This is a genomic window from Pseudomonas kitaguniensis (assembly GCF_009296165.1).
Lineage (GTDB): Bacteria > Pseudomonadota > Gammaproteobacteria > Pseudomonadales > Pseudomonadaceae > Aquipseudomonas > Aquipseudomonas kitaguniensis.
The window spans coordinates 1-19,054 of record NZ_VUAZ01000036.1; the positions used below are offsets into that span (position 1 = coordinate 1).

General features: G+C 59.7%; 19 protein-coding genes and 3 pseudogenes. 15 read left to right on the top strand and 7 right to left on the bottom strand.

The genetic code is table 11. The features are described 5' to 3' along the window. Nucleotides 1-146: 146 nt before the first annotated feature. Nucleotides 147-1,640, bottom strand: coding sequence for an aldehyde dehydrogenase (locus F0169_RS06880; RefSeq protein WP_099236670.1), 1,494 nt, complete (start codon nt 1,638-1,640; stop codon nt 147-149). A 229-nt stretch (nt 1,641-1,869) separates the two neighbouring features. On the opposite strand from F0169_RS06880, the gene F0169_RS06885 reads away from it, so the two are divergent. Next, nucleotides 1,870-2,232, top strand: coding sequence for a cupin domain-containing protein (locus tag F0169_RS06885; protein WP_058415709.1), 363 nt, complete (start codon nt 1,870-1,872; stop codon nt 2,230-2,232). A gap of 64 nt (nt 2,233-2,296) precedes the next feature. Here F0169_RS06885 and rpmG read toward each other — a convergent pair whose 3' ends face one another. Together rpmG and rpmB are read right to left on the bottom strand one after the other, a co-directional pair. Beyond that, a complete protein-coding gene (gene rpmG / locus F0169_RS06890) occupies nt 2,297-2,452 on the bottom strand; it encodes a 50S ribosomal protein L33 (protein ID WP_003176906.1) in 156 nt (51 codons plus the stop codon). A gap of 11 nt (nt 2,453-2,463) precedes the next feature. Continuing rightward, nucleotides 2,464-2,697 (bottom strand): 50S ribosomal protein L28, encoded by a 234-nt coding sequence (rpmB, locus tag F0169_RS06895; RefSeq protein ID WP_003176907.1) that lies wholly within the window; start codon nt 2,695-2,697, stop codon nt 2,464-2,466. 458 nt (nt 2,698-3,155) lie between these two features. Here rpmB and F0169_RS06900 point away from each other — a divergent pair, with 458 nt between their 5' ends. Beyond that, nucleotides 3,156-4,748 carry an ABC transporter substrate-binding protein gene (locus F0169_RS06900; protein ID WP_152746088.1) on the top strand — a complete coding sequence of 531 codons (1,593 nt, stop codon included), beginning with the start codon at nt 3,156-3,158 and terminating at the stop codon, nt 4,746-4,748. Nucleotides 4,749-4,806: 58 nt separating this feature from the next. Here the strand turns inward: F0169_RS06900 and radC are convergent, their stop codons facing one another. Further along, a complete protein-coding gene (gene radC / locus F0169_RS06905; RefSeq protein ID WP_058415711.1) occupies nt 4,807-5,481 on the bottom strand; it encodes a RadC family protein in 675 nt (224 codons plus the stop codon). A gap of 143 nt (nt 5,482-5,624) precedes the next feature. Here radC and coaBC point away from each other — a divergent pair, with 143 nt between their 5' ends. The 5 genes and pseudogenes from coaBC (at nt 5,625) to argB (ending at nt 9,882) form a co-directional block, all read left to right on the top strand. After that, complete coding sequence (gene coaBC, locus F0169_RS06910; RefSeq protein WP_152746089.1) at nt 5,625-6,833, top strand: bifunctional phosphopantothenoylcysteine decarboxylase/phosphopantothenate--cysteine ligase CoaBC; 1,209 nt, start codon at nt 5,625-5,627, stop codon at nt 6,831-6,833. A gap of 5 nt (nt 6,834-6,838) precedes the next feature. Then, the gene (gene dut / locus F0169_RS06915; protein ID WP_058415713.1) at nt 6,839-7,294 is read left to right on the top strand and encodes a dUTP diphosphatase; all 456 of its coding nucleotides are present in this window, start codon (nt 6,839-6,841) and stop codon (nt 7,292-7,294) included. A gap of 68 nt (nt 7,295-7,362) precedes the next feature. After that, complete coding sequence (locus tag F0169_RS06920; RefSeq protein ID WP_058415714.1) at nt 7,363-7,563, top strand: hypothetical protein; 201 nt, start codon at nt 7,363-7,365, stop codon at nt 7,561-7,563. Further along, a pseudogene (locus F0169_RS06925) lies at nt 7,536-8,957 on the top strand (phosphomannomutase/phosphoglucomutase); the annotation flags it as partial. The gene F0169_RS06920 and the pseudogene F0169_RS06925, both read left to right, overlap by 28 nt. Nucleotides 8,958-8,976: 19 nt before the next feature. Continuing rightward, the gene (gene argB / locus F0169_RS06930; RefSeq protein ID WP_058415716.1) at nt 8,977-9,882 is read left to right on the top strand and encodes an acetylglutamate kinase; all 906 of its coding nucleotides are present in this window, start codon (nt 8,977-8,979) and stop codon (nt 9,880-9,882) included. Nucleotides 9,883-10,065: 183 nt separating this feature from the next. Here argB and pyrE read toward each other — a convergent pair whose 3' ends face one another. Beyond that, nucleotides 10,066-10,710, bottom strand: coding sequence for an orotate phosphoribosyltransferase (gene pyrE / locus F0169_RS06935; protein WP_058415717.1), 645 nt, complete (start codon nt 10,708-10,710; stop codon nt 10,066-10,068). Nucleotides 10,711-10,792: 82 nt separating this feature from the next. Between pyrE and F0169_RS06940 the strand changes: the two genes are divergently transcribed. Next, a complete protein-coding gene (locus F0169_RS06940; RefSeq protein WP_058415718.1) occupies nt 10,793-11,572 on the top strand; it encodes an exodeoxyribonuclease III in 780 nt (259 codons plus the stop codon). Nucleotides 11,573-11,631: 59 nt separating this feature from the next. Here the strand turns inward: F0169_RS06940 and F0169_RS06945 are convergent, their stop codons facing one another. Beyond that, complete coding sequence (locus F0169_RS06945; RefSeq protein ID WP_152746090.1) at nt 11,632-12,000, bottom strand: DUF4870 domain-containing protein; 369 nt, start codon at nt 11,998-12,000, stop codon at nt 11,632-11,634. A gap of 21 nt (nt 12,001-12,021) precedes the next feature. Then, nucleotides 12,022-12,743: pseudogene (gene rph / locus F0169_RS06950) on the bottom strand (ribonuclease PH). A 211-nt stretch (nt 12,744-12,954) separates the two neighbouring features. Between rph and F0169_RS06955 the strand changes: the two are divergent. The 7 genes and pseudogenes from F0169_RS06955 to F0169_RS06985 all read left to right on the top strand — a co-directional run bounded on the left by F0169_RS06955 (nt 12,955) and on the right by F0169_RS06985 (nt 19,045). Next, a pseudogene (locus tag F0169_RS06955) lies at nt 12,955-13,816 on the top strand (YicC/YloC family endoribonuclease). A gap of 10 nt (nt 13,817-13,826) precedes the next feature. Next, on the top strand, nt 13,827-14,447 hold the full coding sequence (gmk, locus tag F0169_RS06960; RefSeq protein WP_058415722.1) for a guanylate kinase: 621 nt from the start codon (nt 13,827-13,829) through the stop codon (nt 14,445-14,447). A gap of 167 nt (nt 14,448-14,614) precedes the next feature. Next, nucleotides 14,615-14,878, top strand: a complete 264-nt coding sequence (rpoZ, locus tag F0169_RS06965; protein WP_003176920.1) for a DNA-directed RNA polymerase subunit omega — start codon at nt 14,615-14,617, stop codon at nt 14,876-14,878. A 60-nt stretch (nt 14,879-14,938) separates the two neighbouring features. Then, the gene (gene spoT, locus F0169_RS06970) at nt 14,939-17,044 is read left to right on the top strand and encodes a bifunctional GTP diphosphokinase/guanosine-3',5'-bis pyrophosphate 3'-pyrophosphohydrolase (protein ID WP_083356111.1); all 2,106 of its coding nucleotides are present in this window, start codon (nt 14,939-14,941) and stop codon (nt 17,042-17,044) included. A gap of 24 nt (nt 17,045-17,068) precedes the next feature. Next, nucleotides 17,069-17,449 carry a RidA family protein gene (locus F0169_RS06975; RefSeq protein ID WP_003176922.1) on the top strand — a complete coding sequence of 127 codons (381 nt, stop codon included), beginning with the start codon at nt 17,069-17,071 and terminating at the stop codon, nt 17,447-17,449. 55 nt (nt 17,450-17,504) lie between these two features. Next, entirely contained in the window at nt 17,505-18,248 is a 744-nt protein-coding gene (locus F0169_RS06980) for a hypothetical protein (protein WP_099236659.1), read from the top strand. Between the two features lie 74 nt (nt 18,249-18,322). After that, nucleotides 18,323-19,045, top strand: coding sequence for a hypothetical protein (locus F0169_RS06985; protein ID WP_122249687.1), 723 nt, complete (start codon nt 18,323-18,325; stop codon nt 19,043-19,045). The last annotated feature ends 9 nt before the right edge of the window (nt 19,046-19,054 follow it).

The following is a 19,054-nucleotide window of genomic DNA, read 5'->3' on the forward strand; positions in this document are numbered from 1 at the left end:
CGGTGTACCTGATGGTCCGAGGTGCCTGCATCGCGAGCAAGCCCGCTCCCACAAAAGCGCCCTTGATCGCTTTGATCCTGGGCGCCGCCCCGTTAACCACGAAGGCCGCACAGAGGCTCGCTTCTACTGCGGGTCAGCGATGATGCTTACAGCTTGATCCAGGTCGACTTCAGCTCGGTGTATTTGTCGAACGCATGCAGCGACTTGTCGCGACCGTTACCCGACTGCTTGAAGCCACCAAACGGTGCCGTCATGTCGCCGCCATCGTATTGGTTGACCCACACGCTGCCAGCACGCAAGGCTTTGGCGGTCAGGTGCGCTTTGGAAATATCCGCCGTCCACACCGCTGCGGCCAGGCCGTATTGGGTGTCATTGGCGATCTGAATCGCTTCCTCGGCACTGTCGAAAGTGATCACCGACAAAACCGGGCCGAAGATCTCTTCCTGAGCGATTTTCATGGCATTGGTCACGCCGTCGAAAATCGTCGGCTCAACGTAAGTACCGCCGGTTTCTTCCAGCGTACGTTTACCGCCGGCAACCAGCTTGGCGCCATCGGCGTGGCCGGACTCGATGTACGAAAGCACGGTGTTCATCTGCTGGGTATCCACCAATGCGCCAACGTTGGTCGCAGGGTCCAGCGGGTTACCCGGCTTCCAGCCCTTGAGTGCTTCAATCACCAACGGCAGGAATTTATCCTTGATCGACCGCTCCACCAGCAAGCGCGAACCTGCGGTGCAGACTTCGCCCTGGTTGAAGGCGATGGCGCTGGCGGCGGATTCGGCCGCAGCTTGCAGGTCCGGCGCATCGGCGAACACGATGTTCGGGCTTTTGCCGCCGGCCTCCAGCCATACGCGCTTCATGTTCGACTCGCCGGAACGGATCAACAGTTGCTTGGCAATTTTGGTGGAGCCGGTGAACACCAGGGTGTCGACGTCCATGTGCACCGCCAGTGCATTGCCCACGGTGTGGCCGTAGCCCGGCAGCACGTTCAACACGCCTTTTGGAATACCGGCCTCAACGGCCAGGGCCGCGATGCGGATGGCAGTCAGCGGGGATTTTTCGGACGGTTTGAGAATCACCGAGTTACCCGTCGACAGCGCAGGGCCAAGCTTCCAGCACGCCATCATCAACGGGAAGTTCCACGGCACGATCGCGCCAACCACACCGACCGGTTCGCGCGTCACCAGGCCCAGTTGGTTGTGCGGCGTGGCCGCGACTTCGTCGTAGATCTTGTCGATGGCTTCGCCGCTCCAGGCCAGGGCGTTGGCTGCGGCTGGAATGTCGATGCCAAGGGAATCGCTGATCGGCTTGCCCATGTCGAGGGTTTCGAGCAGCGCCAGCTCTTGCGCGTTGGCGTTGAGCAGCGCGGCGAAACGGATCATGGTGGCCTTGCGCTTGGCCGGCGCCAGGCGCGACCACACGCCGGAATCAAACGTAGCGCGCGCATTTTCCACCGCGCGCTGAGCGTCGGCGGTGTCACAACTCGCAACGGTGGCCAGCAGGCGACCATCGACCGGGCTGATGCATTCGAACGTGTCACCGGAAACAGCGGCGGTGTATTCGCCGTTGATGTAGGCGCGGCCTTCGATCTTCAGATCCTTGGCGCGTTGTTCCCAATCGGCACGGGTCAGGGTGGTCATGCGAGTGTCCTCCTCTCATTGAATACAAGAGCCGGGGATAACCCCGGCAGCCTTTAAAGAATGCTTGCCCGGCCAGCCTGCTGTTCGGCTCGAGGCACTTGCCACCCTAAACCAGCGGCTGGGGGTGTTTCAATATATTTGACATAACGCCCGTAAACGCCCTTGCGATGTTCATTTTAATAAACATAGACTTTGGGCTTTCCTACCGCAGGCCAGACGGGACACGCACATGAGCATCCAGGACATCGTCGACTTCAGCCAAGCCACCACCGCTCCCGAGCGCTACCGCCCTGCTGCCGAGAAAATCCTCAAGGGCGATCCCGAGCAAACGCTCTACAACCACTACAACAGCCCGTGCGGCCAGATGAGCGCTGGCGTTTGGGAAGGTGCGGTCGGGCAGTGGAAGGTCAATTACACCGAGCATGAGTATTGCGAGATTGTGCAGGGTGTTTCTGTACTGCGCGACGCCGAAGGCAACGCCAAGACCTTGCGCGCTGGCGACCGCTTCGTAATACCTGCCGGGTTCAGCGGCACTTGGGAGGTGCTGGAGGCGTGCCGCAAGATCTACGTGGTGTTCGAAGAGAAAGCCTGACGAGCAGGCAAAAAAAAGCCCGAATCGTGAGAGACGGGCTTTTTTTCACAAGGAAGAAAACCAATTACTTGATTTTGCCTTCTTTGTAGATCACGTGCTTGCGAACGCGCGGGTCGAACATTTTCTTTTCGAGCTTGTCCGGGGTAGTACGCTTGTTCTTGTCGGTAGTGTAGAAGTGACCAGTACCGGCGCTAGAGATCATTCGAATCAATTCACGCATGATATAGCTCCTTAAATCTTGCCAGCGGCACGAATTTCGGCCAGCACGACAGTGATGCCACGCTTGTCGATGATGCGCATGCCTTTAGCAGATACGCGCAGACGGACAAAACGTTTCTCTTCTTCAACCCAGAAGCGGTGATGCTGCAGGTTTGGCAGGAAACGACGACGGGTTTTGTTATTTGCGTGGGAAATGTTATTCCCAGTCACCGGACCCTTACCGGTAACTTGACATACTCTCGACATGCCTCAGCCCTCTAAAACCACATGCCCAACCCGGCATGGGTTGGCCGCTTAATCTCTCAGTCATTTGGCGCCAGGCGCCGCGTTTCTTTAGGGTCTTACCGGCTACACCTACAAGCGAAGGAACCGGGCCCCTAGAAAAGAGCGCTGCTTTATACCAGAAAGACCCAAGTGCAACAACAGCCCGTAAGTTTTTACCGGCGTAAATCTTGGCGATAGACGCCTGAACCGTTGCCAGGAGGGGCCGCTGTAGCAGCCGACCACTCGTCGCACAGAATGATTTACAGCGCTCGCAGGCACCAGGAAGTGCACGGCGAAACGCGCTGAGGCGCCATCAAAACAGCATTTGAGGCAAAAGCACAGGCAAAAATGGGCTAGTCATTTATCCATCAGACCACTACGGTAGTCTTTTTCCAGACTGCACTTGCAGATGGGCCTTCGATTTGCAAAGGAAACCGAATATGCGTCTCGCTGCCCTACCGCTATTGCTAGCCCCACTGTTTATCGCGTTGCCGGCCTTTGCCGACACCCATTTGACCATTTGCACCGAGGCCAGCCCCGAAGGGTTCGACGTGGTTCAGTACAACTCGCTGACCACCACCAATGCCTCGGCCGACGTATTGATGAACCGCCTGGTGGACTACGATGCCGTCAGCGGCAAATTGGTACCCAGCCTGGCAGACAGTTGGGAAGTTTCGCCGGATGGCCTGACTTACACCTTCAAGCTGCACCCGGCGGTCAAGTTCCACCGTACCGACTACTTCACACCGAGCCGCACGCTCACCGCCGATGACGTGCGGTTCAGCTTTGAACGCATGCTCGACCCGGCCAACCCGTGGCACAAAATCGCCCAGAGCGGCTTCCCCCACGCCCAGTCGCTGCAACTACCCACATTGATCAAGAAGATCGACGCGCTCGACCCGCTAACCGTGCGGTTCACCCTTGACCACGCAGACTCCACCTTCCTCGCCGCCTTGAGCATGGGCTTTGCTTCAATTTACCCGGCCGAATACGCCGACAAACTGCTCAAGGCCGGCACGCCAGACAAGCTCAACAGCCAGCCGATTGGCACCGGCCCGTTCGTTTTTGTACGCTTCCAAAAAGATGCCGTGGTGCGCTACAAAGCCAACCCGGACTACTTCGCCGGCAAACCCGCTGTGGATAACTTGCTGTTCGCAATTACCACAGACGCCAACGTGCGCCTGCAGAAGCTGCGCCGGGATGAGTGCCAGATCGCCCTGTCACCCAAGCCGCTGGACGTGAGTGAGGCCGAAAAAGACCCTGCGCTGAAGGTGGAAAAAACCGCCGCTTTCATGACTGCATTCGTCGCCATCAACAGCCAGCACCCGCCGCTGGACAAGCCCGAAGTGCGCCAGGCGATCAACCTGGCTTTCGACAAAAACAGCTACCTCAAGGCCGTATTTGAAGGCACCGCAGAAGCGGCCAATGGCGTTTACCCGCCCAATACCTGGAGCTACGCCAAAGACTTGCCGGGTTATCCACAGGACATCGCCAAAGCCAAGGCGCTGCTTGCACGTGCAGGGCTCAAGGACGGCTTCAAGACCACTATCTGGACTCGCCCAACGGGGAGCCTGCTGAACCCCAACCCGAACCTCGGCGCACAATTGTTGCAGGCGGACCTAGCCAAGGTCGGCATTCAGGCGCAGATCCGCGTGATCGAGTGGGGCGAGCTGATTCGTCGCGCCAAGGCCGGCGAGCATGACCTGCTGTTCATGGGCTGGGCGGGCGATAACGGCGACCCGGATAACTTCCTGACCCCACAGTTCTCGTGCGCGGCAGTCAAATCCGGCACCAACTTCGCTCGCTACTGCGACCCTGCGCTGGACAAGCTGATCAGCGCCGGCAAAACCACCAGCGAGCAAGGCGTGCGCAGCAAGCTGTACCAACAGGCTCAGGCACAAATCCAACAACAGGCATTGTGGCTGCCGTTGGCGCACCCGACCGCGTTTGCCCTGACACGCAAAAATGTCGAGGGTTATCAGGTGAGCCCGTTCGGGCGCCAGGATTTCTCCAGAGTCAGCATTAAGCCCTGAGTGGCAAGCGGCAAGCCCACTTGAAGCTTGCCGCTTAAAGCTTGCTGCTGCTCCCCTCCTACATCCACCCGTACTCGGCCATCGACAGCGGGTCACCGTCGCCCACGATGATGTGGTCGAGCACGCGCACATCCACCACTTCAAGGGCTTTTTGCAGCAGCCTGGTTAATTTTCGATCAGCGGCGCTGGGCTCAGCATTTCCCGAGGGATGGTTGTGGCACAGGATCAGCGCTGCCGCGTTGTACGCCAGGGCGCGCTTGACCACTTGCCGGGGGTAAACCACGGCGGTGTCGATGGTGCCCTGGAACAACGCCTCAAAGCCCAGAACCCGGTGCTTTGAGTCGAGAAACAAGCAGCCGAAAATTTCGTGGGGCTCATGGCGCAACAACGCCTTGAGGTAATCGCGCACGGCCAGCGGGCTTTCCAGCACCGAGTCATGGCGCAGGCCCTCGGCCATATGCCGTCGGGACATTTCCAACACCGCCTGCAACTGCGCAAACTTCGCCGGCCCCAAGCCCAAATGCTGGCTGAACAGTGTCTGGCTGGACTCCAACAGCGGCCGAAGGCCACCGAATTGCGCTAACACATGGCGCGCCAAGTCGACCGCGCTCATGCCGGACACCCCGGTACGCAGGAAAATCGCCAACAGCTCGGCATCCGACAGGCTCGCCGCGCCCAATTCCAAAAGCTTCTCCCGTGGACGTTCCGTCACAGGCCAATCGCGAATACTCATCCCGCCTCCGTGTGCGTGTGCGCCGCTGTTGCCTGGCGGTCGCTGTGTTATCTTAGGCCCTCTTTTTTGCCTGCGATTTCCCTTGGGGAGGGGGCATCGCAAGCGTCATTGAACTGGCATCACTGAACTGGAAAGGCAAACCAATGCAGCGTCTGTATCGGAAACGCATCGTTCTCGGCGTCGGCGGCGGCATTGCCGCCTACAAGAGCGCAGAGCTGGTTCGCAGGCTCCTCGACCAAGGCGCCGAAGTGCGCGTCGTCATGACCCGTGGTGGCAGTGAGTTCATCACCCCACTGACCATGCAGGCCTTGTCCGGCCACCCGGTTCACCTCGACCTTCTGGACCCGGCGGCCGAAGCTGCCATGGGCCATATCGAGCTGGCCAAATGGGCAGACCTGGTACTGATCGCCCCCGCCACCGCCGACCTGATCGCCCGCCTGGCGCAAGGCATCGCCGATGACCTGCTGACCACACTGGTGCTGGCAACTGATGCCACCGTCGCCATTGCGCCGGCCATGAACCAGGCTATGTGGCGCGACCCTGCCACCCAAGCCAACACCCAACTCCTGCAAAGCCGTGGCCTGCAAGTGTTCGGGCCGGCCTCCGGCAGCCAAGCCTGCGGCGATGTCGGCATGGGCCGTATGCTTGAAGCCACCGACCTGGCGTTGTGCGCCGCCGGTTGCTTCCAGCACTTGGCCCTCACCGGCAAGCACGTGCTGATCACTGCCGGCCCGACCCAGGAAAACATCGACCCGGTGCGCTACATCACCAACCATAGCTCAGGGAAAATGGGCTTTGCCTTGGCGGAAGCCGCGGTTGAGGCAGGCGCACGCGTCACCTTGATCACCGGCCCGGTGCATTTGCCGACCCCCGACCGGGTCACCCGAATCGACGTAGTCAGCGCCCGCGACATGCTGGCGGCCTGCGAGGCAGCGATTCCCTGCGAGGTGTTTATCGCATCGGCAGCGGTTGCGGACTACCGCCCGGAAGTCGTTGCCCCGCAAAAGCTAAAGAAAGACCCTACGAGCGGCGACGGCCTGCTCCTGCAAATGGTGCGCAACCCAGACATCCTGGCCACTATCGCCACCCGTGCGGACCGCCCGTTCAGTGTCGGCTTTGCCGCCGAGACCGAACACTTGCTGGATTACGCCGCTCGCAAATTGAAAGACAAAAACCTCGACCTGATCGTTGCCAATGATGTCGCCAACCCGAGCATCGGCTTCAACAGCGAGGAAAACGCCTGCAGCGTGATCGACCGTCAGCTGCACGCCACCGTTTTCGCCCAGACCAGCAAGGGCAAAATTGCCCGCCAACTGATCTCATTTATCGCCCAACGGCTGAATCAGGTTTAATTTACATGCACGCTTTGCAAGCCAAGATCCTCGACCCCCGCATTGGTACTGAATTCCCGCTGCCGGCCTACGCCACTCCTGGCTCCGCCGGCCTGGACCTGCGCGCCATGCTCAAGCAGGACACCGTGCTTGAGCCAGGCCAAACCCTGCTGATTCCGACCGGCCTGTCGATCTACGTCGGCGACCCGGGCCTTGCCGCATTGATCCTGCCGCGCTCCGGGCTGGGCCACAAACACGGCATCGTGCTGGGCAACCTCGTCGGCCTGATCGACTCCGACTACCAGGGCGAGCTGATGGTGTCGTGCTGGAACCGTGGCCAAACAGCTTTCAACATCGCCGTGGGCGAGCGCATCGCCCAGCTGGTGCTGGTGCCGGTGGTGCAAGCGCAGTTCGAATTGGTGCAGGAGTTCGACGAAACTCAACGCGGCGCAGGCGGTTTTGGGCATTCCGGCAGCCACTGACTAAGCTGAATCAGGCCGGGCGCCCTTGTCCGGCCCGATACGACCGCAGGGCATTTTCAGGATGAAGAATGCGCGAACCTAATCAGCGAGATTTTCCCATTGGAATCAGTGTATTACGTGATTCCAAAGGCAAGGCCAGCACGCCGATGGCACTTTTGCACCACGAACTCTCTGCCGAAAACGTCGTCATAACCTTCAGTTTGAGCCCGCCGGTCAGCCATATTCAGGCCAGCTTTGCCCCCTTCAAATGGAGTTTCCCCCCGCGATGAGTACCGCAGCCCGAGTCGCCCCGACATTCCCCGACAGCATTTTTCGCGCTTACGACATTCGTGGTGTCGTGCCCAAAACCCTGACCGCCGAAACCGCCTACTGGATCGGCCGCGCGATTGGCTCCCAGAGCCTCGCCCAGGGCGAGCCCAACGTCTCGGTAGGCCGTGATGGCCGCTTGTCCGGCCCTGAGCTGGTCGAGCAACTGATTCAGGGCCTGGCCGACAGCGGCTGCCATGTCAGCGACGTCGGCCTGGTGCCGACACCGGCGCTGTACTACGCAGCCAACGTACTGGCCGGCAAGTCCGGCGTGATGTTGACCGGCAGTCATAACCCGTCGGACTACAACGGCTTCAAAATCGTCATCGCCGGTGACACCCTGGCCAACGAACAAATCCAGGCGCTGCACACTCGCCTGAAGACCAACGACCTGACCACCGGCGCAGGCAGCATCACCAAGGTCGACATTCTTCAGCGCTACTCTGATGAAATCACCGGCGACGTGAAACTCGCGCGGCGCCTGAAAGTGGTGGTGGACTGCGGCAACGGCGCGGCCGGGGTGATCGCCCCGCAACTGCTTGAAGCCCTGAATTGCGAAGTAATCCCGCTGTTCTGCGACGTAGACGGCAACTTCCCCAACCACCACCCGGACCCAGGCAAGCCCGAGAACCTGGTAGACCTGATCGCCAAGGTCAAGGAAACCGGCGCTGACGTCGGCCTGGCCTTTGACGGCGACGGCGACCGCGTTGGCGTGGTAACCGAAACCGGCGAAATCGTGTTCCCGGACCGCCTGCTGATGCTGTTTGCGCGTGACGTGGTGGCACGCAACCCGGGCGCCGAAATCATTTTCGACGTTAAATGCACCCGCCGCCTGACCCCACTGATCAAGGAATACGGCGGTCGCCCACTAATGTGGAAGACCGGCCACTCGTTGATCAAAAAGAAAATGAAGGAAACCGGCGCGCTGCTGGCGGGTGAAATGAGCGGCCACGTGTTCTTCAAGGAGCGTTGGTTCGGCTTCGACGACGGCATTTACAGCGCCGCCCGCTTGCTGGAGATCCTCAGCAAAGAAAAATCTACCTGCGACGCGCTGTTTCAGACGTTTCCGAATGATATTTCTACGCCAGAGATCAATATCCATGTGACCGAGGAGAGCAAATTCAGCATCATTGACGCACTGCACGATGCGCAATGGGGCGAAGGCGCCAACCTGACCACCATTGATGGTGTGCGAGTCGATTACGCCAAAGGCTGGGGCCTGGTTCGCGCGTCCAACACCACACCGGTGCTGGTGCTGCGTTTCGAGGCGGATACCGAGGCTGAGTTGCAGCGCATCAAGGACGTGTTCCACGCCCAGTTGAAACGTGTTGCCCCTGATCTCCAATTACCGTTCTGATTTTTTACCGGAGCCCTGAATGACCCTCGAACGCGAAGCCGCTGCCAACACCGCCAAGGTCCTTTCCGAAGCGTTGCCCTATATTCGACGCTACGTCGGCAAGACGCTGGTGATCAAGTACGGCGGCAATGCGATGGAAAGCGACGAGCTGAAAACCGGCTTTGCCCGCGACATCGTGTTGATGAAAGCCGTCGGGATCAACCCGGTGGTGGTGCACGGTGGCGGTCCGCAAATCGGCGACCTGCTCAAGCGTTTGTCGATCGAGAGTCACTTCATCGATGGCATGCGCGTCACCGACGCGCAAACCATGGACGTGGTGGAGATGGTCCTCGGCGGCCAGGTCAACAAAGACATCGTTAACCTGATCAACCGTCATGGCGGCAGCGCCATCGGCCTGACCGGCAAGGACGCGGAGCTGATCCGCGCAAAAAAACTGACGGTCACCCGCCAGACGCCGGAAATGACCCAGCCGGAAATCATCGACATCGGCCAAGTGGGCGAAGTGACCGGTATCAACACCGACTTGCTCAACCTGCTGGTGAAAGGCGACTTTATTCCGGTGATCGCGCCGATCGGCGTGGGTGCCAACGGCGAGTCCTACAACATCAACGCCGACCTGGTGGCGGGCAAGGTGGCTGAAGCGCTGAAAGCTGAAAAGCTGATGCTGCTAACCAACATCGCAGGCCTGATGGACAAGGAAGGCAAGGTACTGACCGGCTTGACCACCCAACAGGTGGATGAGTTGATCGCCGATGGCACCATTTACGGCGGCATGCTGCCGAAGATCCGTTGTGCACTGGAAGCGGTGCAAGGCGGCGTCGGCAGTTCGTTGATTCTGGACGGGCGTGTGCCGAATGCGATTTTGCTGGAAATCTTCACCGACACCGGCGTGGGCACGCTGATCAGCAACCGCAAGCGGCCTTAAACGGCGAAAACAAAAGGCCCCGCTCAATCACATTGAGCGGGGCCTTTTTTGTTTGCACAGTTCCAATGTGGGAGCTGGCTTGCATGCGATGACGGCGGCACATTCAAGAACTGCACCGCCTGACACACCGCTATCGCGGGCAAGCCCGCTCCCACACAAGCCCGCTCCCACATGGGTTCGGTGTCAGACGCCGAACTGCTCGCGGTACGCCTTCACCGCCGGCAGATGCTGCTTGAGCTGCGGGTCATCTTCGAGGAACTGCAACACCTGGTTCAACGACACGATGCTCACCACCGGAATGCCGAAATCACGCTCCACTTCCTGGATTGCCGACAACTCACCGTTGCCGCGCTCTTGGCGGTTGAGTGCGATCAACACGCCGGCCGCTTTGGCGCCGTCCTGGGAAGCGATGATCTGCATCACCTCACGGATGGCAGTGCCGGCGGTGATCACGTCGTCGATAATCAGCACCTGGCCTTCAAGTGGTGCGCCAACCAGGCTGCCGCCTTCGCCATGGGCCTTGGCCTCTTTGCGGTTGAAACACCACGGCAGGTCTTGCCCGTGATGCTCGGCCAACGCCACAGCCGTAGTAGCCGCCAAAGGGATGCCCTTGTAGGCTGGACCGAACAGCACGTCGAAGGAAATACCGCTTTCAACGATGGCTGCCGCGTAGAAACGACCCAGCTGAGCCAGGGCCGAACCCGAGTTGAACAAGCCTGCATTGAAGAAGTACGGGCTGGTGCGCCCGGACTTCAGAGTGAACTCACCGAAGCGCAAAACGCCGCGATCGATGGCAAAACGAATGAAATCGCGTTGATACGCCTGCATGAAAAAAGCCTCAGATACCACGGATTTAGCTAATTAGGTAGACGGCGTGTATCATACACGCACGCGATTTTTGGGGCCATTTATGCGGATCATCAGTGTGAACGTCAATGGTATTCAGGCTGCAGTCGAGCGTGGTTTGCTCAGTTGGCTGCAAGCACAGAATGCCGACGTCATCTGCCTGCAGGACACCCGCGCCTCCGCCTTTGAACTGGACGACCCAGCCTTCCAACTGGATGGCTACTTCCTTTATGCCTGCGATGCCGAAGTGCCCACCCAAGGTGGCGTGGCTTTGTACTCGCGGTTGCAACCCAAGGCGGTCATCAGCGGCCTCGGCTTCGAGACAGCCGACCGCTACGGGCGCTACCTGCAAGCCGATTTCGATAAGGTCAGCATCGCGACCTTGCTGCTTCCTTCGGGGCAGAACGGCGATGAAGACTTGAACCAGAAGTTCAAGCTAATGGACGATTTCGCCCGTTATCTGGATAAACAGCGGCGCAAACGTCGCGAGTACATTTATTGTGGCTCGCTCTACGTGGCGCAACAGAAGCTGGATATCAAGAACTGGCGCGACAGCCAGCAATCTCCGGGCTTCCTGGCGCCGGAACGGGCCTGGATGGACGAGATTGTCGGCAACATGGGTTATGTAGACGCCCTGCGCGAAGTCAGCCGCGAAGGCGACCAGTACAGCTGGTGGCCGGACAACGAACAGGCCGAGATGCTCAACCTGGGCTGGCGTTTCGATTACCAGTTGCTGACGCCGGGCCTGCGCCGCTTTGTTCGCGCCGCACGCCTGCCGCGTCAGCCGCGCTTCTCGCAGCACGCGCCGCTGATCGTAGACTACGACTGGACATTGACCATCTGAGGTCTTTAACCAGGCACAAAAAAACCGACATCGCTGTCGGTTTTTTTGTGGGCGCTGGATTACTTGATCAGGCGCCAGACCCACGGATAGCGATAAGCGATGCCGTTGTTGGCCTTGATGCCTGCAATGATCGTCAGCACCAGCGCCACGACCACCAGGATCAACATCAACAGAAAGCCGATCACCACGAACCCCAGCACCATGCAAACCAGCCAGGCGATGGCCACGGTGATCTGAAAATTCAGCGCTTCCTTGCCCTGATCATCGATAAGCGGGTCCATGTCCTTTTTGATTTGCCACAGGATCAGCGGCCCCAACAAGCTGCCGAAGGGGAATACCAACCCCAGAAACCCCGCAAAGTGACACAACATCGCCCACTGACGTACTTCCCTGGACGGTGCTGGAACCGGTAATGGGCTGTCACTCATGGCGCTTCTCCTTGAAGCCTGTCAGTCAGCCAGTGCGGCGTTCTGCAGTTCGAAAATTTCGGTCATGCCCTTCTGGGCCAGGGCCAACATGGCGTTCAGATCGGCGGGCTGGAATGGCGCGCCTTCGGCGGTGCCCTGCACTTCGATGAAACCACCGGTGTTGGTCATCACTACGTTCAGGTCGGTCTCGGCAGCCGAGTCTTCCAGGTAGTCGAGGTCGAGCACTGGCTCGCCCTGGTACATGCCGACCGACACCGCAGCGATCATTTGCTTGAGCGGGTCACCGCCTTTCAGGCCGCCACGCTTCTTGATCACTTTCAGCGCGTCAATCAGGGCCACCATGCGCCGGTGATGGAGGCGGTGCGGGTGCCGCCGTCAGCCTGGATAACGTCGCAATCGACGTACAGGGTCACGTCGCCCAGCTTGGACATGTCCAATGCTGCGCGCAGCGAACGGCCGATCAAACGCTGGATTTCGAGGGTGCGGCCGCCTTGCTTGCCACGGCTGGCTTCACGCTGGTTACGCTCGCCGGTGGCGCGCGGCAGCATGCCGTACTCGGCCGTCAACCAACCCTGGCCCTGGCCTTTGAGAAAACGCGGCACGCCGTTTTCAACGCTGACGGTGCAGATAACCTTGGTATCGCCAAACTCGACCAGTACAGATCCCTCGGCGTGTTTGGTGTAGTTGCGGGTGATGCGGATCGAGCGGAGCTGATCGGCAGCGCGACCACTTGGACGTTTCATAGGGGATACCTGTACGGAGGACAAAAACTGCCGAACATTATAGAGCCGCGAACCGTTTCGGGGCACTTCTAAAAATTCGGTTACGAATTCGGCCCGGCGCCATTGGTTGGGCGCGCTCGCCGCACTGCGCTACAATCCTGCGCCTTCGCAGCCTGTCGGCTTCAATTTACTCATCAGCCCGCATTGGCGGGCTGCATCGCGAGGTACTTCCATGGTGCACAGCATGACCGCCTTCGCCCGCGTCGAAAAAGCCGGCGCCCAAGGCACCTTGAGCTGGGAGTTGCGCTCGGTCAACAGCCGTTACCTGGAGCCGCACCTGCGCTTGCCAGAGTCGTTCCGCGACCTCGAAGGCGCCGTGCGTGAAGCGCTGCGCCAGGGCATCTCGCGTGGCAAGCTGGAATGCACGCTGCGCTTTACCGAGGAAACCACCGGCAAACCGCTGCAGGTGGACCGTGACCGCGCCGCGCAACTGGTCGCCGCCGCCGAAACCATCGCCGGCTGATCAAGCAGCCTGCCGCGCTGAACCCGCTTGAAGTGCTGGCCTGGCCCGGCGTACTGGTGGCCGACGCCAGCGACCCGCAAGCCCTCAATGCCGAAGCCCTCGCCCTGTTCACCCAGGGTTTGAAGGAACTCAAGGCCGGCCGCGAGCGCGAAGGCGCCGAACTGGCCCGCCTGATCAGCGAACGCCTGACCTCAATCGAAGAAGACGTAGTGACCCTGCGCGAACTGGTGCCGCAAATGCTCGCGACCCAACGCCAGAAAGTTCTAGACCGTTTTACCGACATGAAGGCCGACCTTGACCCGGTGCGCCTGGAGCAGGAAATGGTGCTGCTGGCGCAAAAGAGTGATGTCGCCGAAGAACTCGACCGCCTCAGCACGCATATCCTCGAAGTGCGCCGCGTGCTCAAGTCCGGCGGCGCCGCGGTCGGCGTCTGGACTTCCTGATGCAGGAACTCAACCGCGAAGCCAATACACTCGGCTCCAAAGCCTTTGACCCGCGCAGCACCACGGCAGCGGTCAACCTTAAAGTGTTGATCGAACAGATGCGCGAACAAGTACAGAATATTGAGTAAGGCACCTTCCATGACCCACAGCACCGGCACCCTTTACATCATTTCTGCCCCTTCGGGCGCGGGCAAGAGCAGCCTGGTCAAAGCCTTGACCGACGCTGACGAACACATCCGCATTTCGGTCTCGCACACCACTCGCGCCATGCGCCCGGGCGAGGTGGACGGTGTGCACTACCATTTCGTCGAGCGCACCGAGTTCGTCAAAATGATCGAGCACGGTGACTTCCTGGAGCGCGCCGAAGTATTTGGCAACCTCTACGGCACCTCGCAAAGCCACCTGCAGCAAACGCTGGACGAAGGCCACGACCTGATTCTGGAAATCGACTGGCAGGGCGCCGAGCAAGTGCGCCAGCTGATGCCCAAGGCGCGCTCGATCTTCATTCTGCCGCCATCGCTGGAAGCCTTGCACCAGCGCCTGACCAACCGTGGCCAGGACAGCGACGAGATCATCGAAGGGCGCATGCGTGAAGCCGTCAGCGAAATGAGCCACTACGTCGACTACGACTACCTGATCATCAACGACGATTTTGCCCATGCGCTGGATGATTTAAAGGCGATTTTCCGTACCAATCAGCTCCAGCAAAAGCGTCAACAGCAGCGTTTCGGCAAATTACTGGCTGAATTGCTCGGTTGATTGGCGCTTCCCAAAACCGCTGCAAGGGCTTTACATTGGCACTTGTAGCGGTTTTGCGAATGCCTGCCAAAAATCAGCGCTTCCCTAAACGCTGGTGATTTTTTAAACTGTTTAGTCCGCTCGCCCAACCGGGCAGCGCGCATCTTGCATTCGCTCCGAGGAATACCATGGCCCGCGTAACCGTTGAAGACTGCCTAGAACACGTGGATAACCGCTTTGAGCTGGTCATGCTCTCTACCAAGCGTGCCCGTCAATTGGCCACTGGCGGCAAAGAGCCGCTGGTCCAGTGGGAAAACGACAAGCCTACCGTGGTAGCGCTGCGTGAAATCGCTGAAGGCCTGATGAGCTATGAGTTCATCGCCAACGCCGAAATCGTTGAAGACGAACCGCTGTTTGCAGCGTTCGAGGACGAGTCCAACGAGGCCGTCTAAGCCTATGCCTGGTCGACGTAGCACGGCGCAGTGTCAACGCCCGCGGCAGGAGTTAATACTTTGCCGAGCATAGACGCCCTCGCCGATCGCTTATCGACCTACCTCGGCCCAGACCAGGTCAACCTGGTCCGCCGAGCGTATTTCTACGCCGAACAAGCCCACGACGGCCAACGCCGCCGCAGTGGCGAGGCGTATGTCACGCATCCTCTTGCCGTGGCAAATATTCTTGCCGACATGCACATGGACCATCAGAGCCTGATGGCCGCGATGCTGCATGACGTGATCGAAGACACCGGCATTGCCAAGGAAGCGCTCAGTGCGCAATTTGGCGAAACCGTGGCCGAACTGGTCGACGGGGTCAGCAAACTGACCCAGATGAACTTCGAGACCAAGGCCGAAGCCCAAGCGGAAAACTTCCAGAAAATGGCCATGGCCATGGCCCGAGACATTCGGGTGATTCTGGTCAAGCTGGCCGACCGGTTGCACAACATGCGCACGCTGGAAGTGCTGTCCGGCGAAAAACGCCGACGCATCGCCAAGGAAACCCTGGAAATCTACGCGCCCATCGCCAACCGGCTGGGCATGCACGCCATTCGTATTGAATTCGAAGACCTCGGCTTCAAGGCCATGCACCCGATGCGCTCGGCGCGTATCTACCAGGCGGTCAAGCGCGCACGTGGCAACCGCAAGGAAATCGTCAACAAAATCGAAGAGTCGCTGAGCCACTGCCTGGCGATCGACGAAATTGAAGGCGAAGTCAGCGGCCGGCAGAAACACATTTACGGCATCTACAAAAAGATGCGCGGCAAGCGCCGGGCCTTCAACGAGATCATGGACGTGTACGCGTTCCGCATCATCGTCGACAAGGTTGACACCTGTTACCGCGTACTTGGCGCTGTACATAATTTGTACAAACCCCTGCCCGGCCGCTTCAAAGACTACATCGCGATTCCCAAGGCCAACGGCTATCAATCGCTGCATACCACGCTGTTCGGTATGCACGGCGTGCCGATCGAGATTCAGATCCGCACGCGCGAAATGGAAGAGATGGCCAATAACGGCATCGCCGCGCATTGGCTGTACAAATCCAGCGGTGACGAACAGCCGAAAGGCACGCATGCCCGCGCTCGCCAGTGGGTCAAAGGCGTGCTCGAGATGCAGCAGCGGGCCGGCAACTCCCTGGAATTTATCGAAAGCGTGAAGATCGACCTGTTCCCGGACGAGGTCTACGTGTTCACGCCCAAAGGCCGCATCATGGAGCTGCCAAAAGGCTCCACGGCGGTCGACTTTGCCTACGCGGTGCACACCGACGTGGGTAACAGTTGCATCGCCTGCCGCATCAACCGGCGTCTCGCGCCGCTGTCCGAACCGCTGCAAAGCGGCTCCACGGTCGAGATCGTCAGCGCACCGGGCGCGCGCCCCAACCCGGCCTGGCTGAATTTTGTGGTCACCGGCAAGGCGCGCACGCACATCCGTCACGCGCTGAAACTGCAACGCCGCTCCGAATCCATCAGCCTCGGCGAACGCCTGCTGAACAAGGTACTCAACGGTTTCGACAGCGCGCTGGAAAAAATCCCGGCCGAGCGCGTGCAAGCGATGCTCCACGAGTATCGTCAGGAAACCATCGAAGACCTGCTGGAAGATATTGGCCTGGGCAACCGCATGGCGTACGTGGTGGCGCGCCGGCTGCTCGGCGAAGGCGAACAACTGCCAAGCCCCGAAGGGCCGTTGGCGATTCGCGGCACCGAAGGCCTGGTACTCAGCTACGCCAAGTGCTGTACGCCAATACCGGGTGACCCGATTGTCGGCCACTTGTCAGCGGGCAAAGGCATGGTCGTGCACTTGGACAACTGCCGCAATATCACCGAAATCCGCCACAACCCCGAGAAATGCATTCAACTGTCGTGGGCCAAGGATGTGACCGGCGAGTTCAACGTCGAGCTGCGGGTGGAGCTGGAACACCAGCGCGGCCTGATCGCCTTGCTGGCCAGCAGCGTCAACGCGGCCGACGGCAACATCGAGAAAATCAGCATGGACGAGCGCGATGGCCGCATCAGCGTGGTCCAGCTGGTTGTTAGCGTGCACGACCGCGTGCACCTGGCCCGCGTGATCAAGAAGCTGCGCGCGTTGACCGGGGTCATCCGCATCACCCGCATGCGTGCATAACCCACTCATTACAAGGAGTCATACATGACCAAGACCGTTATCACCAGCGACAAGGCCCCAGCCGCTATCGGTACGTATTCCCAGGCCATCAAGGCGGGCAACACCGTGTACATGTCCGGGCAGATCCCGCTGGACCCAAAAACCATGGAACTGGTTGAAGGCTTTGAAGCACAAACTGTACAAGTCTTCGAAAACCTCAAGTCGGTTGCCGAAGCCGCCGGCGGTTCGTTCAAGGACATCGTCAAGCTGAACATCTTCCTCACCGACCTGAGCCATTTCGCCAAGGTTAACGAGATCATGGGCAAGTACTTCGAACAGCCGTACCCAGCCCGCGCCGCCATTGGCGTTGCCGCCCTGCCAAAGGGTGCGCAGGTTGAGATGGATGCGATTCTGGTTATCGAGTAAAACACCCGGCGCAGCCTTCACAGGCTGCGCGACTTCGTTTCAGAAGGATTTCGTCATGCGCAAAGCGCTTATAGCCTTGTCAACGCTGGCCCTGGTGCTCGGCGGCTGCGCCAGCAACCCCGCCGACCTGGACGTGAGCGGAACCTGGGTCAACCAGGCCGCCATCAATGCGGCAGCCAAGGGCGGCCCTTTGCGTGAAGCCCTGCAAACCTTTGGCCCCAACCTTGAGTGGCAGATCAACCCCAAGGCTGCGCAGGCGCGCTACTACAACGGTTTTGAAGTAGCCGAAGGCAAGTTGCTCGGCGAGAAATCGGGCGCCTGGAGCGTCGAGTTTTACGGCAGCTCCGCCACCGAACTCAAGCGCAAAGGCAAACAACTGCTGCAGTCGGCGAATGACAATGAGCCTGAGCAACTGTTCGCCCGCGCCAAAGACCCGGCCCCGGAAGGCGCGCCATTGGGCGCCAACTTCGAGCGGGCGCTGTATGCGGCCTATATGGGCGGCGATTGGAAGATTACCGACGGCAACGGTGACGGCGCCACGGTGCAGTTTCAGCCCGACGGCAAGGTTGCCGGCTTGCCGGGCGTTGATCGCTACTCGCTCTGCCTGGCGGGCGACTGCGCCTCAATGAGCGGCGGCTATGACAGCATCTGGCTGCAGCTGAACGGCCAGGGCAACCCGTGGATCTTCGCCCGCAAAGGCAAGCAACTGGAAATCTTCCAGGCGGTGAATACTGCGCAAGCGGATGAAGGCCCCCAGTTCACACCCGGCCCTCGCCAGTGGTTGCTGGAAAAACAGTGATACAAAGCAAAGGAGCCTACAGGCTCCTTTTTCTTTAGTCTGCGCCATGGTTTTTCGCCCTTGAGATCTGGCCCATGCGCTTGTTTTTAACCCTCGGTTTATTGCTGCTGGCCGGCTGTACCCACCCGCCGCAGACGCCCGATATCAACGGTCTCTGGATCAATCAGGCGCTCATTGATGAAGCCGCACAAGGTCGGCCACTGAACACCAGCGGCGCCAACCTGGAGTGGAGCATCAACACTCGCACCGGCAAGGCGCAAATGAGCAACGCCTTCGAACTGGGCGAAGGTCAATTGCGGCAAACGTCCCCGACAGCCTGGACCGTTGATTACAACGGCTACGGCACGGATACGCTGCGCGTTGACGGCGAGCGGTTAGTGCAACTCGCAACGGATCACAACCCGCAGCAGGTGTTCAGCCGCCCGGCGAATGCCGCCAGAACAGGCGAACGGCAAAGCGACACGTTCAGGCACGCGCTATACGCGGCCTACATGGCCGGCCCATGGAAAATCATTGAAGGCCCTGGTACGGGCGACACCGTAATATTCGCGGCGGATGGCGGTGTGTCGGGCTTTCCCCGGTACGACCAGTACGAACTATGCCTGGGTGGAGACTGCAGCTCTCAAGGCGCAGGCAATGACACACTGTCTTTATACAAAGGCAATAAGGCTGACGGATGGATTTTCGTCCGTCGGGGACAGCGGCTTGAGCTTTTCCATCAGATCAACCTGTCACGGCCGGATGAAATTCCCGAGCTGACTCCCGGCCCACGCCAGTGGGTGCTGGAAAAACAGTGATAAAAAAGG

Excerpts from the sequence above, each read along its gene's own strand:
- F0169_RS06880 (WP_099236670.1), bottom strand. The coding sequence starts at position 1,640 with ATGACCACCCTGACCCGTGCCGATTGGGAACAACGCGCCAAGGATCTG.
- F0169_RS06885 (WP_058415709.1), top strand. The coding sequence starts at position 1,870 with ATGAGCATCCAGGACATCGTCGACTTCAGCCAAGCCACCACCGCTCCC.
- rpmG (WP_003176906.1), bottom strand. The coding sequence starts at position 2,452 with ATGCGTGAATTGATTCGAATGATCTCTAGCGCCGGTACTGGTCACTTC.
- rpmB (WP_003176907.1), bottom strand. The coding sequence starts at position 2,697 with ATGTCGAGAGTATGTCAAGTTACCGGTAAGGGTCCGGTGACTGGGAAT.
- F0169_RS06900 (WP_152746088.1), top strand. The coding sequence starts at position 3,156 with ATGCGTCTCGCTGCCCTACCGCTATTGCTAGCCCCACTGTTTATCGCG.
- radC (WP_058415711.1), bottom strand. The coding sequence starts at position 5,481 with ATGAGTATTCGCGATTGGCCTGTGACGGAACGTCCACGGGAGAAGCTT.
- coaBC (WP_152746089.1), top strand. The coding sequence starts at position 5,625 with ATGCAGCGTCTGTATCGGAAACGCATCGTTCTCGGCGTCGGCGGCGGC.
- dut (WP_058415713.1), top strand. The coding sequence starts at position 6,839 with ATGCACGCTTTGCAAGCCAAGATCCTCGACCCCCGCATTGGTACTGAA.
- F0169_RS06920 (WP_058415714.1), top strand. The coding sequence starts at position 7,363 with ATGCGCGAACCTAATCAGCGAGATTTTCCCATTGGAATCAGTGTATTA.
- argB (WP_058415716.1), top strand. The coding sequence starts at position 8,977 with ATGACCCTCGAACGCGAAGCCGCTGCCAACACCGCCAAGGTCCTTTCC.
- pyrE (WP_058415717.1), bottom strand. The coding sequence starts at position 10,710 with ATGCAGGCGTATCAACGCGATTTCATTCGTTTTGCCATCGATCGCGGC.
- F0169_RS06940 (WP_058415718.1), top strand. The coding sequence starts at position 10,793 with ATGCGGATCATCAGTGTGAACGTCAATGGTATTCAGGCTGCAGTCGAG.
- F0169_RS06945 (WP_152746090.1), bottom strand. The coding sequence starts at position 12,000 with ATGAGTGACAGCCCATTACCGGTTCCAGCACCGTCCAGGGAAGTACGT.
- gmk (WP_058415722.1), top strand. The coding sequence starts at position 13,827 with ATGACCCACAGCACCGGCACCCTTTACATCATTTCTGCCCCTTCGGGC.
- rpoZ (WP_003176920.1), top strand. The coding sequence starts at position 14,615 with ATGGCCCGCGTAACCGTTGAAGACTGCCTAGAACACGTGGATAACCGC.
- F0169_RS06975 (WP_003176922.1), top strand. The coding sequence starts at position 17,069 with ATGACCAAGACCGTTATCACCAGCGACAAGGCCCCAGCCGCTATCGGT.
- F0169_RS06980 (WP_099236659.1), top strand. The coding sequence starts at position 17,505 with ATGCGCAAAGCGCTTATAGCCTTGTCAACGCTGGCCCTGGTGCTCGGC.
- F0169_RS06985 (WP_122249687.1), top strand. The coding sequence starts at position 18,323 with ATGCGCTTGTTTTTAACCCTCGGTTTATTGCTGCTGGCCGGCTGTACC.